This window comes from Pelagimonas phthalicica, from assembly GCF_004364805.1.
In the GTDB taxonomy this organism is placed as follows: domain Bacteria; phylum Pseudomonadota; class Alphaproteobacteria; order Rhodobacterales; family Rhodobacteraceae; genus Pelagimonas; species Pelagimonas phthalicica.
The window spans coordinates 448,669-463,289 of record NZ_SOAP01000003.1 but is presented as its reverse complement, the minus strand read 5'-3'; the positions used below and the strand labels follow the sequence as shown (position 1 = coordinate 463,289).

The following is a 14,621-nucleotide window of genomic DNA, read 5'->3' as shown; positions in this document are numbered from 1 at the left end:
CTCACATTCCACGACAATTTGCATCCGGTACCCGGTTCAGCCGGTAGCTGACCCATTGACCCTGAATTTCCGCCAGATCCACGTATCCGCCGCAGGATTGCGCATCGCCCACCATCAGATAGCGGGTGCGGAAGGTCATGGAGCTGTTGCTTTGCTTGATCACCTGAAGCGAGCCGCTGTCACATTCCGCCTGACACCGATCCCAGCTGTCTTCGGTGCCGCAGAACAGAAACTGCGCCATGGTGCGCCCGGCCGCCCCTGTACCGCGTACCTGCCCTTGGTTGGCAAAGGTCGCCTCAAGCCGGGTGTCGCGTGACACATTGGTGATCCATTCGCCAACTTTCATGCGGATCGCCGCCACGTGCTGATCGGGATGCGAGGCGAGATGGCTTTGGGAATAAATCCGTTCATAGCAGCCCGGGCGAATATCATTCGCCGCCGCAAAGGAACCGCAAGCGGCCAAAGCCGCAGACAAGGTTACCAATTTGAAAATACGCATCTTTCCACTCCTAATGCAGGTTGTGTTGCGCGCCCGTTCCTTCTTCGTCCAACAATCCGTAGCCGGTTTCAAACCGGTCCAATCGCAGCTTTTCCGCACTGGCATGGGGGCGGTCGGTGGCGATCAGATGTGCCAGGGCAAAGCCCGAGGCCGGCACCGCCTTGAACCCGCCATAACACCAGCCCGTGTTCAGATAGAGCCCACCGATATGGGTGTGATCAATGATCGGAGAGCCGTCTGGCGACATATCCATGATCCCGCCCCAACTGCGCAGCACCCGCGCCTTGCCAATGGCAGGCATCAAGGTCATCGCAGCCTCCATCACCTGTTCCTTGCCCGGCAGATTGCCGCGCGCCGCGTAAGAGGCGTAGAAATCCAGATCACCGCCAAACACCAGCCCGCCCTTGTCGGATTGCGAAATGTAGAAATGGCTCATCCCGAAGGTGACCACATGGTCGATGAACGGTTTGAGCCCTTCGGTCACGTAGGCCTGCAAGATATGGCTTTCGATGGGCAGGCGCATACCTGCCATTTCAGCCACTTGGCTGGATCGGCCTGCCGCCACCATCGCCACCTTTTTGGCACGAATAGCCCCGCGCGTGGTTTGCACCCCGGTGACTTGGCCATTGGAAATATCGATCCCGGTGACTTCGCAATTCTGGATCAAATCAACGCCGCGCTCATCCGCCCCGCGCGCATAGCCCCAGGCCACCGCGTCATGGCGTGCTGTGCCGCCGCGCGGATGATAGAGCCCGCCATAGATCGGAAAGCGCGCCGTGTCGAAATCAAGGTAAGGCAGCATCTTGCGCAGCTCGTCACGCCCCAGAAGATGCGCATCATCCCCCTGATTACGCATGGCATTTCCGCGTCGCACCGCTGCGTCACGCTGGCCGTCAGAGTGAAAGAGATTGATGATCCCACGCTGGGAATGCATCACGTTATAGTTCAGCTCTTGCTCCAAGCCTTCCCATAATTTCATGGAATGGCTGTAGAATTCGGAATTGCCCGGCAGATAGTAATTGGCGCGTACAATGGTCGTGTTACGACCAACATTGCCACCGCCCAGATAGCCCTTTTCCAGCACAGCCACATTCGTCAGCCCATGCTCTTTGGCCAGGTAAAACGCCGTGGCCAGCCCATGACCACCGCCGCCAATGATCACGATGTCATATTCGGTTTTGGGATCAGGGTTGCGCCAATGCGGGGACCAGCCTTTGTTGCCGGTCAACCCCTCTTTGAGCACACGCCATCCCGAAAACCGCATCCTGATCTCCCACGAAAAAGCAGGGCCAATCAATCAGCCCTGCCTTGCAGTATCAATGCGGTTTATCGTCCAACCCTTGCTTTTTGCGACAATGTTTGTCGCTATCAGCCATTGCTCCAGACGATTTTCGGGGCAAAGCGCGGGCGGGTGAAACCGTAATTGTAGAACAGGCTTTCCTCGTTCAGACCGGGCACCTCAAAGGGTGGCACATAATCTGTTGCGGTTTCCACAACGATCACGCGTTCATTGTGCAGCAGAGTCGGAAGACGTTCTTCCATTGACCGCAGTTGCCAAGTCTTCAACCGATCAAAGTCGCCGCGTGTCTTGGACCATTCCGAGATGTATTTGCTTTTCTTCGCATTGTAACGCACCAGCGTCACACGCAAGGAATACGGCCCCTCGGAACGGGTCAGGTATTCGAGCAGCTCCACCATGCCATCAAGATACGCATTATCGATCGGATCCGTCTCGCGCGAGATCGCGTCAGAGATCGTGTAGGCGGCCTTGACGTTCAGGCTTTTGTAGCGAAACGCATCATGGAATGAGAACGTCGCGGCCAGAACAGTCAGCATCAGCGGCAGGAACAGCACGGTTTCGATGGCAACGTTGCCCTGTTCGTCTGCGGCAAAAGCCTTGAGGCGGTTTTTCAGCATCTTCAACATGGCTCTTACCTCGGTTCCTGGACAAAGGCGGATGTCACGATGAGCTGTGCATAGCCGTAGTCGTCCAAATTAAGTTCCTTGCCAATCGCGGTGGTCGGCATCATCGGCTTGTATTTCAGGCAGGCACGGATCAGCATCAGCTGGTTGTCCTGGCCGTGAACAAAGTTGCGTACCGGGCGTGGGTCTTCGGCGGCGTTCTGACAATCGGTGTCATTGGGGGCCGTCGCGTTAAAGTCACGCGGATCAACTTGCACCATTTCCAAACGAAGGTTGCTTTCGCAGGCGTCCAGAACGGTGGCCTCTTCGCAGATCTTGGTGCGCACTTCGGAGTAATCCGGGATATGCCCTGTTGCCAGGCGGATCTCGCGGGTTGCTAAGTCGACACCTCGTTCCAACATCGCATGGCGCAGGTTGATATAGGCAATCTCAACCGCTGCGGCGAGGATCAGGAAGAATACTGTAAAGTAGACAGCGAATTCGACTGTTGCGTTACCATCTTCTTCCTTCTGGAAGCGCCGGGTGAGCTGTTTGATAGAACACATCATTGGATCAACCTCAGGCTATTGATTTGGCGGGCAATGGCGTGGAAGGTTTCGGTGATTTCAACACCTTCAACGTCAAAGTAGTGGGAGTCCGAGGACGCGCAGTCTTGCATCGCGGCCTGGCCACCTGCTGGGGCCTCAAAGCCGATGGCAAAGACAACAATGCCCTTTTGTTTCGCGGCGTGGCAGATATCAGCCAGACGTTCATCCGCGGAGGAGCCATTCACGATTGCCTCATAGGCATAGTAAACATCCCAGTAGGTTCCGTTGGACACCCAGCCATCATAGTACGGCTTTTCGTACATCTTCTTGGCGACGGCCTTGGTGCCAAAGCGGGCAAACAATTCGGCATTGGTCATGCGGCGTGCGTTGCTGCCACCATCCGGGGTGCTGCGATAACGGTAGTTCCAGCTATAGTCCTTGTAGCGATGCCAGAAATACTTGTCGTTACTGGTGCCGGAATGATCCTGCACGATCAGCGAAAAGCGGTCATCACTGGTGCTAGAGGTGCCACGGTCATCAATCCAGACATCGGACATGCCGTATTTGTGGTGGTATTTCAGATCATACTGAGTGGTGTTTTCACCATCCGTCATAACCACGACAAACTTGATCGCTTCGGGATCTTCGTATGGGGCCGGACGGTTGGATGCCGCGTCAGCAACCAGTCCATCAGTCGCCATGGCGGCCACGGCAGGCTGGCTGGCCGGGTCAAGCAGCGCCACGCCCCATTTTACCCCAAGGTCAATCGCCGTATTGCCACCCGCGCTCAAGGCATTGATGTGGTTTTTCAGCGTGGTGCGATCAGAGCTGTGCACCATCATCGCCCCTTGATCACCGGTTTTACACCAAGGGCTGGAAATCGACGACGTGGATTGGCTGGACGAATAGGGATCAAAGTGACCCAAACGCTCGATAGCGACACTCGGGTTGATCGCAACCGTGTCAAAGGCGTTCGCGGGGAACGTCCCGCAGTTCGAATAGGTGTGCAGGCTATCCAGCGTCCAGTAATTCGCCAGGGTGGACCCCAGGTTCACCGTCGCATTGTAAGGCACAACCGAGATTGTGGTCAGGCCGGTATCGGTCACCTCGTCCTGAATCACGGTGTCGACAAACTCTTTCGCGGCAGACCGCATGTTTTCGATACGGGTCCCGCCCATAGAGCCGGAAATATCAAGAACCATTGAGATTTCAACGTTCGAGATTTTCTCTTCGGCAACCGAATGGCCAGGCGCTGTCAGCGTGTCAAAGCCAGACATGTGCAGGAAGATCGTGTCCAGATCCACAGAGCCAGAGGCCGTAACCGTTCGATAGTTCATCCCCTGATCGACTTGGACATCTGCCAGGACCTCTGCCAGACCTGCCTTGGCCATATAGTCATTCACGACTGCCACGGGGTCTTGTTCCTGATCCAGGTCGGCCGCAGCCAGCACGGCGCGGTCAAGCGTGCCCTGCATTTTGGCACGGGTCGCTTCGAAACGCATGATGTCCACAGATGCCCCTGTGATCGTCAGGATCAGCACCAACATGAACACCGAAAAGATGGTGACGTTACCATCTTCCTGCTTTGCGAAGCGGTTTGTGATCGCATATGTGCTAGACATGGCGTTCTCTCCTTCACTGGCCACGGATTTCTTCCGGGGTGTGAACAAATGGTTAATTAGGCATTCGGACAGAAATGGGGCGCGTTCCTGACGAAAGCGGACCCATTTCGCGAAGGTTTCCCCTAAAAAGGGTGTAAAACTGCCTTGTTTCGCGCTTTTTGCCCCGCGCTTTACATCACCTTGGATATTTTCATGGGCAGGGTTTGGCGCTTGCGGAACAACCGGATCGGCCGAAAAAAACATCACATCGCCGCCGGCAAATGCCAGTTTCGCCCCGCGATTTTGGCCAGAATGCCCGGGCTCTCGGCCCGTGTGCTGCGCCCACGACTCGCAGCTCTGGCCGCAGAAACACCCTGCGGATTTTAACAACGTCACTGAATAAGTCGGTTTGAGCCGGTCTGTGCCCCCTGCTATGACCTGCGCCCTGTGACTTGTCTCAGGTAGCATTTTCCTATTCCCTAGTTCCAAGAGCCTTGCTGTGGCTCCTGATTGCAGGGGTTAGGATTAGTTAGGCATTTGGTTACCAACGGGATCGAAATGTGGCGGGAAAGCGGCCTCTATCGTTAATTGGATAAAAACCTTATTCGAATGAGACGCACCCGGCCCCGGTGACGGGCCATCCATCACGTCATATGCGCCCAGGGCCGGAAATTCGTGACTTTCAGGTTTGGATTACCCAGCTCCCAAGCAAGGACCTTTATAGATGGTATAAAAAAAGGGCCCGAAATAAGGCCCTTTTGGAGTTTGGAATGATGCCGGATCAGAGGCCTTTGGCCTGATAGCTCTTGGCGACCTTTTCGATGGCCACGATATAGGCCGCTGTTCGCAGATCGCTGACATCATCGCGTGAATGCCAGACCTCGCGCATGGATTGGTAGGCGATCCGCATGGTGTCATCGAGACCAGAGCGCACCAATTCAAGCTCATCCGCGCCTTGCAGATACTTTTCCTTGAACTTGGGGTTCAAGGTCCAAGCCTCGCCCATCGCCTCGTCTAGGCGTTCCAACTCATCAATGACAAGCTGGTGGCGCGCCTCTTCCTGGCGGCGCTGCATCCGGCCAAAACGAATATGGCTGAGATTTTTGACCCATTCGAAATAGGACACTGTCACACCACCGGCATTGGCATACATATCCGGGATGATCACCACGCCTTTGTCGCGCAGGATTTCATCTGCACCAGCGGTGACCGGACCATTGGCCGCCTCGATGATCAGCTTGGTCTTGATACGATCTGCATTGGACAGGTTGATCACCCCCTCCAGCGCCGCCGGAATAAGAATGTCACAGTCTTCTTCCAGAACAGTGCCGCCATCGGCCGTGTGATTGGCACTTGGGAAGCCGGTCACACCGCCATGTTTGACGATCCATTCGCGGACCTTTTCCACATCCAGACCTTCGGAACTGAACAGCGCGCCGTCATGTTCAATGATACCGGTGATAATTGAGCCGTCTTCCTCCTGAAGAAACTTGGCGGCGTGATACCCCACATTGCCAAGCCCCTGAACGATGACACGCTTGCCTTCAAGGCTTCCGGTCAGACCGGCGGCGGCCTTGTCTTCTTCGTGGCGGAAGAACTCGCGCAGCGCGTATTGCACGCCCCGCCCCGTTGCTTCGACTCGGCCCGCGATGCCACCGGCATTCAGCGGTTTGCCGGTCACACAGGCGCGCGCGTTGATATCGGTGGTGTTCATGCGCGCATATTGATCGGCGATCCAGGCCATCTCGCGTTCGCCCGTGCCCATATCCGGTGCGGGCACGTTCTGGGACGGGTTGATCAGGTCACGTTTGGCCAGTTCATAAGCGAAACGCCGGGTGATCTGTTCCAGCTCATGCTGATCATATTGGCGCGGGTCCAGACACAAGCCGCCCTTTGAACCACCAAACGGTGCCTCAACCAGCGCACATTTATATGTCATCAGCGCTGCCAGCGCCTCAACCTCATCCTGATCCACCGCCGAGGCAAAGCGAATGCCGCCTTTGACAGGCTCCATATGTTCGGAATGCACGGACCGATAACCGGTAAAGGTTTGGATCTGACCACGCAGGCGCACGCCAAAGCGCACCATATAGGTCGCGTTGCAGACGCGGATCTTCTCCTCAAGACCCGGCGGCAGATCCATCAACGCCACAGCGCGGTTATACATTAGGTCTACGGATTCCCGAAACGTCGGTTCGTTAGCAGGTATTACTGACAAGGCACCCTCCCTCCTCTTAGGCGGACCAACCCGAAATTTTTGAACTTCGCGTCATCCTAGAAATGAGTGAATGAGAATCACGTTAACGCCACAATGTTTTTTCGCCACCTCTTTTTCGACAGATTCTCAACAGGAAAACTGTACCGAAGAGGTGGGATTGTCCGCCCACCGGAAACAAAGCCATCAAAATACCGGTTAATGTTTTGATAACTATGTAAAAATCGAGGAAATTGCAGTTCAAAACGCCCAAATTTGGCCATCTTGAAACGTCATAAACGATCCAACGAAACGCGTATTGCATGAGTGTATTCCCGGCTGCCCCGGAAGGAAGGTACGAAATGCGGATCAAGACAAAACTGAAATCTGCGACTTGCGGCATGATGAGCCGCTTTCGTCAGGATCAAGACGGCGCGATGTCCTATGTCGCTGTCGCTGGTGCCCTGGTGATGATGGTGTTTGGCGGTATCGGGATCGACATGATCCATGCCGAACTGAAACGCAACAAGGTGCAAAACACCCTGGACCGCGCTGTTCTGGCCGCTGCAAGCATCGATAACACGCTGGATCCGGAATTTGTCGTTCAAGAGTATTTTCGCGCGATGAACATGTCAGACGCTTTGGGCACGGTCGCTGTTGACCAAAGCCTGAATTACAAGCGCGTCACCGCCGATGGTTCCATGTCCATGCCCTCGAACTTTATGAGCCTTTTGGGCGTCAACACGCTTGAGGTTGAAGGGTTGGCCACTGCCGAACACGGGCTGACCAAAATCGAAATTTCCCTGGTTCTTGACGTCTCCGGCTCCATGGGCGGTAACAAGATCGAACAGCTGCGCAGCGCCGCAAAAGAGTTCATTGACCTGATGTTGCCCGCCGAGGATGCCGGCATGGTGTCAATCTCGGTCATTCCTTATAATGCTACGGTGAACTTGGGGGATACAATTGCCCCGTATTTCACGCTGGATGATACGCATGACTATTCCAGCTGTGCGACGTTCAACACCGCCGACTTCAACTCGACCGCGGTGGACCCGAGCACCGAACTGGCTCGCCTCGGGCATTTTGACCCCTACAACTCCAGCACAAGCGGTGGCGAAATCGCCAGCCCTTGGTGCCAGACCGGCACGACCAGTGCGATGATGGTACACAGTTCGGATGCAGCCGCGCTGAAAGCCCATATCGACACGTTCAACGCGGGTGGTAACACAGCGATTGACCTTGGTATGAAATGGGGCGCAGCTTTGCTTGACCCTGCCGCGCGGCCCGCCGTGCAAGCGATGTCGGTTGCAGGCTTGGTCTCAGCCGATCATTCCAGCCGGCCTGCCGCCTATAATGACACCGAGACGCTGAAATTCGTTGTGGTCATGACCGATGGTCAAAACACGACCCAGTTCGACCTGAAATCGCACTATAAATACGGTTTGTCCGAAGCCTGGGTTGATACACGCGGCACCGAAACCCGCAGCGATGACCGCTATTCGATGCGCGTGCAGGACAATGCCGGTGACAATAACGACGTCTTTTATTGGCTGCGTATGAGCGGCAATCCAATTGGCGCACGTTATCACAACAAACCCGATGGCCCTGCCAACCCGAATGGCGATCGTGTGTACCAGATGACAAATGCCGAGCTTTACTCGCGCTTTTCCATCGCCTCGGTTGCATCCAACTTTTACTATCGCCCCTACGCAGACGGTTACCTGCCATATAGCGACTACTATGACGCGTATTATGGCTATGAGGCGACAGTCAGCGGCGGCCAGGCCAATAGCAACCTGTCCACTGTTTGCCAGGCTGCCCGCAATAACGGTGTCGTTGTGTACTCAATCGGTGTGGAAGCGCCCCAGGCTGGCCTGGACGCCATGCAAGACTGCGCCTCGTCACCAGCCCACTACTTTGACGTATCTGGCAGCGACCTAAGCGACACCTTTTCGTCAATTGCCCGTTCCCTCCAAATGCTGAGGTTGACCCAATGACCCGTTTTCTGAGTTCCCACCTGACCCGCTTTCGCAAAGAAGAAGACGGTAATGCCGTTGTCCCCTTTGCCCTTTGGATGCCGGTCTTCCTCGCGCTGATCCTGTCCTCGATCGAATTGGGCACGGTGACCATCCGCCAAACCGCGCTGGAACGCGCCATGGATGACACCGTTCGCGACATCCGTCTTGGCGCTGTCTCGGACCACAATGCGATCAAGCAATCGATCTGTGATGGCGCGGCGGTTCTTCCTGGCTGCATGGATACCTTGCATCTGGAAATGGTGTCTCTGGACATGCGCAACTGGGGCGGAGTGATTAATGCGGCTGATTGCGTTGATACATCCCTGCCCGTGACGCCCAACCGCGCCTTTACCAATGGCGGGTCGAACGAAATGATGTTCCTGCGTGCCTGTTACAAGTACCAGCCGATCACCCCAGCCGGAACAATCAGTTCCAGCCTGGCCAAGGATGCCGAAGGCTTTACCGCCTTGGTTGTAGCTTCTGCCTTTGTGCACGAACCGTCGTAAGGAGTGACACCATGTTCACCAATCTGAACGCCCGCATGCGCCAGTTCCGTCAGGATGACCAAGGCTATATCTCGGTTGAGGCGATGATTGTTTTGCCGGTTCTGCTTTGGGTCTTTGCCGCTGGCTGGGTCTACTTTGACGCCTTCCGTCAGCAAAGCGTCAGCCAAAAGGCCAACTATGTCATCGGCGACATGATTTCGCGCGAAACATCCCCGATCAGCGGAACCTATGTCACCAATGCCCGCAAATTGCTGCGTGAGTTGACCAAAAGCTCGGGCAATGAAAGCGACCTGCGCCTGACCGTTGTGCAATATGACGGCAACACATCCAGCTGGAATGTGGTCTGGTCCAAGAAACGTGGCAATCAGACCGTGCTCAACAATGGTGGCCTGTCGGATTACGCAGATAAACTGCCCACCGCCAATGGTGGCGAGCAGCTCATCATGGTCGAGACATGGGACATGCACGAACCCATTTTCGATGTCGGTCTGAGCGACTTTGAGATCCACACCTACAGCTTCACGCGTCCGCGTTACGCTCCGCAGGTCGTGTTCTCGAACAGCTAGGGTCTGGACCCTAGAATAAGGGCCGCGCTTGGATCCAAGCGCGGCCTTGTTTTATTCTTCGGTGGGTTTGGTGATTTTCATCGTGATGATATCCGCCACCGGTTTGGTTTCCGCCCCCGAGGTCACGCCGCCAACAGCGACCCGTTTGCCCAGACGCCACCACAGCCCCGGATGCCAGGCCTTTGGCATTGGCTCTTTGAGAAAGATGACAAAGCCGTTCGACGGTTTCATCGCAAACGCCCCGCGATCCACCTTGGCAATCTGATCAATCCGCGCCAGCACGTCGCCTTCGCTGTCAATCAACGCCTCGTCGGTCAGGATCAATATGCGCGAGGTCGCCTGCCACAGCATCTGCGAAGTCCAGAGCGCGAACAGCCCGCAAACAATCAAAAAGCCCAGCCAGACCGGATTTTGGGGCGGGGTGGCAAAGGCCAGATACAGCATCAAGGCCCCAAGGGCCAACATCGCCCCGGTGCCGATCACCCGCCTGCCCGAAGAGGCCTTGATCCGTGCCAGTTCCTTGTCGCTCATCGCTATCCCCTCTGCCAGACCAACCTGCCCATCGCAGCGGTCCCGTTCCAAAGGGCAATACGCGCAAACGGGCGCGGGGTGAAGCCTGATCAGGTTGGCACCACCCGGATTTGCAGGGCTTTGGGGCCACGCACGGATAGTCCGGGCTTGTATTCGGGGTCTTGCGCCAGCTCGATCTTGGCAAAACGGCGGTTCAACGTGGAAAAGATCACATCCATATCCAGAGCTGCCAGATGGTTGCCCAGACACAGATGCGCGCCTTTGCCAAAGGCAATATGGCGGTTGGGGCTGCGGGCTATGTCAAACTGATCGGCCTGTTCAAAGGCCTCAGGATCGCGATTGGCCGCACCATAAAGCAAGCCAAAACGCGTGCCCGGCGCAAAACTCTGCCCCGCCACCTCGCAAGGCTCGGTCGCGATGCGATGGAAATAGGGCAGCGGGCTTTCATAGCGAAACATCTCTTGCACGGCAGTGGTGATCAGCTCCGGTTCGGCCCGCAGTTTCTGGTACTGATCGGGAAAGCGCAGTAGCGAATGCATCCCCGAGCCGAGCACATCAATGGTCGACCCATGCCCCGCCATCAGGATCAACATCGCCGTCGCGATCAGCTCATCTTCGGACAACCGCCCAGCATCGCGATGACGCATAAGCTGGGTCAACAGATCCTCTTGCGGTGCCTTTTGCCGTTCGGCCACCAGGTCGAGCAGGTACAGATAAAACTCTTTGGTCGCTTGCTCGGCCAGGGCCTTGTCATCATCATCCCGGCCAACATCAAAGAAACGCACGACATTTTCCGACCAGACGCGCAGTTGCGGGCAATCCTGATCCGGCACGCCCAGCAAGCGGCCAATGATATGACCGGGCACATGGGCGGCGAACTCTTCGATGAAATCAAACTCGGACTGGTAGCGAAGCCCGTCCAGTTTGCTGGCCACAAAGGTCTGAATGGCCTGTCTTTGCCGCGCGATCATCGCACGGGTGAATTCCTTGAAAACCAAGGTCCGCAGCCGGTGATGGGTCTCCCCTTCGCTCTCCAACAGGTTGGTCTGCACAAAGCGTTCGTGATGTGGCATGTCATGCCAATTGCGCTTGTGCTGTTCGGCGCGGCGCTCTTCCTCGCTTTGCACATCGTCCAGACTGCGCACCATTTTGCGATCCGTCGCCACGCGCTGCACATCCGCCATGCGGCTGAGCAGCCAAATGTCCTGTTCCGCATAATAAAAGGGCTCGTGCTGCGCCCGCAGCTCGGCATAAACCGCGTAAGGGTCGCGGGCGAATTCAGGTGATAGCGGATTGAAAACAAAAGGTTGGGTCATGGCGGGGTCTTTCTGCTCAAGACCCGCAGCCTGAGCCAAGATGATCGCAGGCTCAACCCCCTTTCAACACAACCTCAGCGCCTCGTGCTGGCGGCTCTTCATCCACCAATTCCTGAGGGAAGCCATCGGCCAACACGCTGACACCCGCGGCCTCTTCGAGCCGTTCAATCATACGATCCGATTGCGCCCGCTCACCATAGCGTGCCTGCCCGTCTTTCATCATCGCAATGATCTGTGGGGACAGTTCCAAAGGCACATCATGTGCCTCAGCAAGTTGTTGAAAAAGCCCGATATCCTTGAGCACAAGGTCCATGGCAAAATCAACGTCGCGCGAGCCGGACAGGATCAATTGGCTTTCGGTTTCGTGCACAAAAGAGTTGCCCGAACTGATGCGGATCGCCTCGTAAGTCGTGGCCAGGTCAAGCCCCGCTGCTTTCATGGTCGTCAGCGCTTCGCAGAGCGTGAGCAAGTTGGCGGTGGCGAGGTAGTTGGTCATGACCTTGAGTTTCGAGGCCGTGCCGATCTCTCCGGTGTGCAACACGTTGCGGCCGAGGATGGTGAGCAGGGGGAGGACCGTTTCAAAGGCGGCGCGCTCGGCGCCGGCAAAGATCGAGATATTTCCGGTCGCGGCACGGTGGCAACCGCCGGAAACCGGGGCCTCGACAGCCGTGGCTCCGGTGGCAGCAACACGTTGAGATTGCTCAATAATCATCTCTGGATCGGTGGTCGACATCTCGATCCAGATCTTGCCGGGGCCCATGTGTGGGAGCATCTCGGACAGGACAGATTCCGAGGCGGCGGGGTTGGGGAGTGAGGTGATAACCACCTCATTTTGCTGCATAATTTCCGCGGCAGATTTTCCATCTGTCGCACCACGAGAAACGAACTCGGCCACGCGAGATTCGTCGAGATCGTAAACGTCTAGCACCTTGATATTATTCAGCAAATTGCCAGCCAACTTACCGCCGACGGCACCTAATCCGATGAAACCTGTTTTCATGTCATCCTCCCCTTTTCGAGCAGGTTGGCGGGATTCCGAGGGCTTGACCATTCTGTTCGCGACAAGGGATTGTCTTTTTTAGACAAGGGGTTACGGTGTTGCCATGGCTCAGATTTACTTTGATACACCGACCGGGGTTTTTAGTGTCACCCAAGAGGGTGACGCGATTGTCAGAGCCGGGTGGAATAGCGTGCAAGCTATTGAAAGCACGCCCCTTTTAGAGGAGGCCAAGGCGCAGATCCTGGCCTATTTTGCCGGGGAATTGGAGGTTTTTGACCTCGCCCTAAAGGTTAACGGCTCCGATTTTCAGCGTCAGGTCTGCGAGGTGATGTCTGCTATTCCTTTCGGGGAAACAAGGACTTATGGCGAGATTGCTCAAGAGATTGGGGCCCCGGCTCAGGCGGTGGGTGGGGCTTGTGGTGGCAATCCCATCCCGCTGATCATCCCGTGTCATCGCGTGCTGTCAGCCTCTGGTTTAGGCGGATTTTCAGGCACTTACGGGGTTGAAACCAAGGTCGAGCTGCTGAAACACGAAGGCGCGGCGAGCCTGTTGATCTGACCCAGTTTTAAGAGGGCGCACGGTGGGGGGTAACGGGCCGGGCGCTGAATGGGCAACAGGGCAATCAGTACAAAACGCCGCGCGTTTGGGGGAGATTTCCCCCTGCCCTTTCGCCCCCAATCCGGGGCCCCGGAGCAAACCGCCCACCCAATCTGTCCGATTCTGCCCGAATTTGGGAGAGATTGCCCCCTCCGCTGAATTCACCGCACAATTAGATGGTAAATTCTGGTTAAACTCTGTTGACGAACGCCGTTGAGCATCGGCAGCCCCCTTGCCAATAGCATCTGTTGATGCCCCAGATTGAGCCCCTACCCGAAAATAGATCATACATATTTGCATTATTCTGTCTTATAGGACAAACTCCATACTCAAACGCCACATGGCGTTAGGCGATTGGATGGCGGCCTTCCCCTGGCGAATGGATGTCGAAAAGCGCAGAACCCTTGGACCGAGCAGCGAGAAAGCCATGTCAACTCTAGCCCCAAAACGCAAAACCTTGGTCGTTGAAGTCCGGGACAAGCTGAAAGAACAAATAACGTCAGGCGATTATCGTCCGGGCGACCGGCTGCCAAGCGAAGCCAGCCTCACCGAAGAACACGGCGTGTCGCGCACTGTGATCCGCGAAGCAATTGCATCGCTGCGCGCCGACGGGCTGGTGGATTCGCGTCGTGGTGCCGGGGTCTTTGTGATCGAACCGGTCAACCCGCCCATCATGCCGTTCCAAAGCGCCAACCCTGAACAATTGTCATCCATGATTGAGCTTCTGGAACTGCGCACCGCGATCGAAGTCGAGGCAGCAGGCCTGGCTGCCATCCGTCACAGCCCGGCGCAAGAGGAAAAAATCCTCAAGAGTTTAAAGCACTTGGAAGAGTTGACCGACACGGATGCATCGACCCATGAGGCGGATTTCGCCCTGCATCTGGCCATTGCCGAAGCATCAAACAACAAGCGTTTTGCCGATACATTATCCATGCTTGGCGCGACCATGATCCCGCGCCATGCCTTGCATCCGACCGAAACGCCAGTTGCTCCGGAATACACGGCCCTGCTGAAACAAGAGCATCGCGACATCGTTTATGCTGTTCTGGACGGTGATGAAGATGGCGCAAGACAGGCCATGCGCATGCATCTGAAGGGCAGCCAAGCCCGCTATAAGAAATTGCTGCGGGACTAGGGTCAGGACTTGAATTCTTGTCATCCAGATACCGCCCCCGGATCGCTTGCGATCCGGTTCGCGCCCGACCCCGCCCCCAGGGCGGGCGCGAATTCGGCTCAACGTTTCAACAAGATACGCAGTTTCCTGATGCCACCACCCGTTTGCCAAGGTTGGACGCGCCCACCCTCGGTGCCGGGCGCGAACCTGTGTGGTTGCTATTTACCT

The 14,621-nt window shown here is 56.2% G+C and carries 14 protein-coding genes; 5 read left to right on the top strand and 9 right to left on the bottom strand.

Annotated elements, in window-relative coordinates:
* Nucleotide 1: 1 nt before the first annotated feature.
* From CLV87_RS20390 to CLV87_RS20365, 6 genes are all read right to left on the bottom strand, one after another.
* Complete coding sequence (locus CLV87_RS20390) at nt 2-499, bottom strand: hypothetical protein (protein ID WP_099249169.1); 498 nt, start codon at nt 497-499, stop codon at nt 2-4.
* Between the two features lie 10 nt (nt 500-509).
* Nucleotides 510-1,763 (bottom strand): sarcosine oxidase subunit beta family protein, encoded by a 1,254-nt coding sequence (locus CLV87_RS20385; RefSeq protein ID WP_099249167.1) that lies wholly within the window; start codon nt 1,761-1,763, stop codon nt 510-512.
* A gap of 104 nt (nt 1,764-1,867) precedes the next feature.
* Nucleotides 1,868-2,425 (bottom strand): TadE/TadG family type IV pilus assembly protein, encoded by a 558-nt coding sequence (locus CLV87_RS20380; RefSeq protein WP_235872006.1) that lies wholly within the window; start codon nt 2,423-2,425, stop codon nt 1,868-1,870.
* A gap of 5 nt (nt 2,426-2,430) precedes the next feature.
* Complete coding sequence (locus CLV87_RS20375; protein ID WP_235872005.1) at nt 2,431-2,970, bottom strand: TadE/TadG family type IV pilus assembly protein; 540 nt, start codon at nt 2,968-2,970, stop codon at nt 2,431-2,433.
* On the bottom strand, nt 2,967-4,571 hold the full coding sequence (locus tag CLV87_RS20370; protein WP_166652809.1) for a VWA domain-containing protein: 1,605 nt from the start codon (nt 4,569-4,571) through the stop codon (nt 2,967-2,969). The genes CLV87_RS20375 and CLV87_RS20370 overlap by 4 nt, the downstream gene beginning before the upstream one ends.
* Nucleotides 4,572-5,331: 760 nt before the next feature.
* Complete coding sequence (locus CLV87_RS20365) at nt 5,332-6,717, bottom strand: Glu/Leu/Phe/Val family dehydrogenase (protein WP_099249161.1); 1,386 nt, start codon at nt 6,715-6,717, stop codon at nt 5,332-5,334.
* 389 nt (nt 6,718-7,106) lie between these two features.
* Between CLV87_RS20365 and CLV87_RS20360 the strand changes: the two genes are divergently transcribed.
* From CLV87_RS20360 to CLV87_RS20350, 3 genes are read left to right on the top strand one after another with little or no spacing between them, the layout of a single operon-like run.
* On the top strand, nt 7,107-8,741 hold the full coding sequence (locus CLV87_RS20360) for a TadE/TadG family type IV pilus assembly protein (RefSeq protein WP_166652808.1): 1,635 nt from the start codon (nt 7,107-7,109) through the stop codon (nt 8,739-8,741).
* Nucleotides 8,738-9,268: a TadE/TadG family type IV pilus assembly protein gene (locus CLV87_RS20355; protein ID WP_099249157.1), complete on the top strand. Its 531-nt coding sequence runs from the start codon at nt 8,738-8,740 to the stop codon at nt 9,266-9,268. Before CLV87_RS20360 ends, CLV87_RS20355 begins: the two co-directional genes overlap by 4 nt.
* A gap of 11 nt (nt 9,269-9,279) precedes the next feature.
* Nucleotides 9,280-9,834 (top strand): TadE/TadG family type IV pilus assembly protein, encoded by a 555-nt coding sequence (locus CLV87_RS20350; protein WP_099249155.1) that lies wholly within the window; start codon nt 9,280-9,282, stop codon nt 9,832-9,834.
* A 51-nt stretch (nt 9,835-9,885) separates the two neighbouring features.
* Here CLV87_RS20350 and CLV87_RS20345 read toward each other — a convergent pair whose 3' ends face one another.
* The 3 genes from CLV87_RS20345 to CLV87_RS20335 all read right to left on the bottom strand — a co-directional run bounded on the left by CLV87_RS20345 (nt 9,886) and on the right by CLV87_RS20335 (nt 12,681).
* Nucleotides 9,886-10,365: a hypothetical protein gene (locus tag CLV87_RS20345; RefSeq protein WP_099249400.1), complete on the bottom strand. Its 480-nt coding sequence runs from the start codon at nt 10,363-10,365 to the stop codon at nt 9,886-9,888.
* Nucleotides 10,366-10,454: 89 nt separating this feature from the next.
* Complete coding sequence (locus tag CLV87_RS20340) at nt 10,455-11,681, bottom strand: cytochrome P450 (RefSeq protein WP_099249153.1); 1,227 nt, start codon at nt 11,679-11,681, stop codon at nt 10,455-10,457.
* A 52-nt stretch (nt 11,682-11,733) separates the two neighbouring features.
* On the bottom strand, nt 11,734-12,681 hold the full coding sequence (locus CLV87_RS20335; protein WP_099249398.1) for an NAD(P)-dependent oxidoreductase: 948 nt from the start codon (nt 12,679-12,681) through the stop codon (nt 11,734-11,736).
* Between the two features lie 103 nt (nt 12,682-12,784).
* On the opposite strand from CLV87_RS20335, the gene CLV87_RS20330 reads away from it, so the two are divergent.
* Together CLV87_RS20330 and CLV87_RS20325 are read left to right on the top strand one after the other, a co-directional pair.
* A complete protein-coding gene (locus CLV87_RS20330) occupies nt 12,785-13,240 on the top strand; it encodes a methylated-DNA--[protein]-cysteine S-methyltransferase (RefSeq protein ID WP_099249151.1) in 456 nt (151 codons plus the stop codon).
* 466 nt (nt 13,241-13,706) lie between these two features.
* The gene (locus tag CLV87_RS20325) at nt 13,707-14,414 is read left to right on the top strand and encodes a FadR/GntR family transcriptional regulator (protein ID WP_099249396.1); all 708 of its coding nucleotides are present in this window, start codon (nt 13,707-13,709) and stop codon (nt 14,412-14,414) included.
* The last annotated feature ends 207 nt before the right edge of the window (nt 14,415-14,621 follow it).

What these genes read in the sequence shown, in the direction of transcription:
- CLV87_RS20390 (WP_099249169.1), bottom strand. Translation starts at nt 499, where the DNA reads ATGCGTATTTTCAAATTGGTAACCTTGTCTGCGGCTTTGGCCGCTTGC.
- CLV87_RS20385 (WP_099249167.1), bottom strand. Translation starts at nt 1,763, where the DNA reads ATGCGGTTTTCGGGATGGCGTGTGCTCAAAGAGGGGTTGACCGGCAAC.
- CLV87_RS20380 (WP_235872006.1), bottom strand. Translation starts at nt 2,425, where the DNA reads ATGTTGAAGATGCTGAAAAACCGCCTCAAGGCTTTTGCCGCAGACGAA.
- CLV87_RS20375 (WP_235872005.1), bottom strand. Translation starts at nt 2,970, where the DNA reads ATGATGTGTTCTATCAAACAGCTCACCCGGCGCTTCCAGAAGGAAGAA.
- CLV87_RS20370 (WP_166652809.1), bottom strand. Translation starts at nt 4,571, where the DNA reads ATGTCTAGCACATATGCGATCACAAACCGCTTCGCAAAGCAGGAAGAT.
- CLV87_RS20365 (WP_099249161.1), bottom strand. Translation starts at nt 6,717, where the DNA reads ATGTATAACCGCGCTGTGGCGTTGATGGATCTGCCGCCGGGTCTTGAG.
- CLV87_RS20360 (WP_166652808.1), top strand. Translation starts at nt 7,107, where the DNA reads ATGCGGATCAAGACAAAACTGAAATCTGCGACTTGCGGCATGATGAGC.
- CLV87_RS20355 (WP_099249157.1), top strand. Translation starts at nt 8,738, where the DNA reads ATGACCCGTTTTCTGAGTTCCCACCTGACCCGCTTTCGCAAAGAAGAA.
- CLV87_RS20350 (WP_099249155.1), top strand. Translation starts at nt 9,280, where the DNA reads ATGTTCACCAATCTGAACGCCCGCATGCGCCAGTTCCGTCAGGATGAC.
- CLV87_RS20345 (WP_099249400.1), bottom strand. Translation starts at nt 10,365, where the DNA reads ATGAGCGACAAGGAACTGGCACGGATCAAGGCCTCTTCGGGCAGGCGG.
- CLV87_RS20340 (WP_099249153.1), bottom strand. Translation starts at nt 11,681, where the DNA reads ATGACCCAACCTTTTGTTTTCAATCCGCTATCACCTGAATTCGCCCGC.
- CLV87_RS20335 (WP_099249398.1), bottom strand. Translation starts at nt 12,681, where the DNA reads ATGAAAACAGGTTTCATCGGATTAGGTGCCGTCGGCGGTAAGTTGGCT.
- CLV87_RS20330 (WP_099249151.1), top strand. Translation starts at nt 12,785, where the DNA reads ATGGCTCAGATTTACTTTGATACACCGACCGGGGTTTTTAGTGTCACC.
- CLV87_RS20325 (WP_099249396.1), top strand. Translation starts at nt 13,707, where the DNA reads ATGTCAACTCTAGCCCCAAAACGCAAAACCTTGGTCGTTGAAGTCCGG.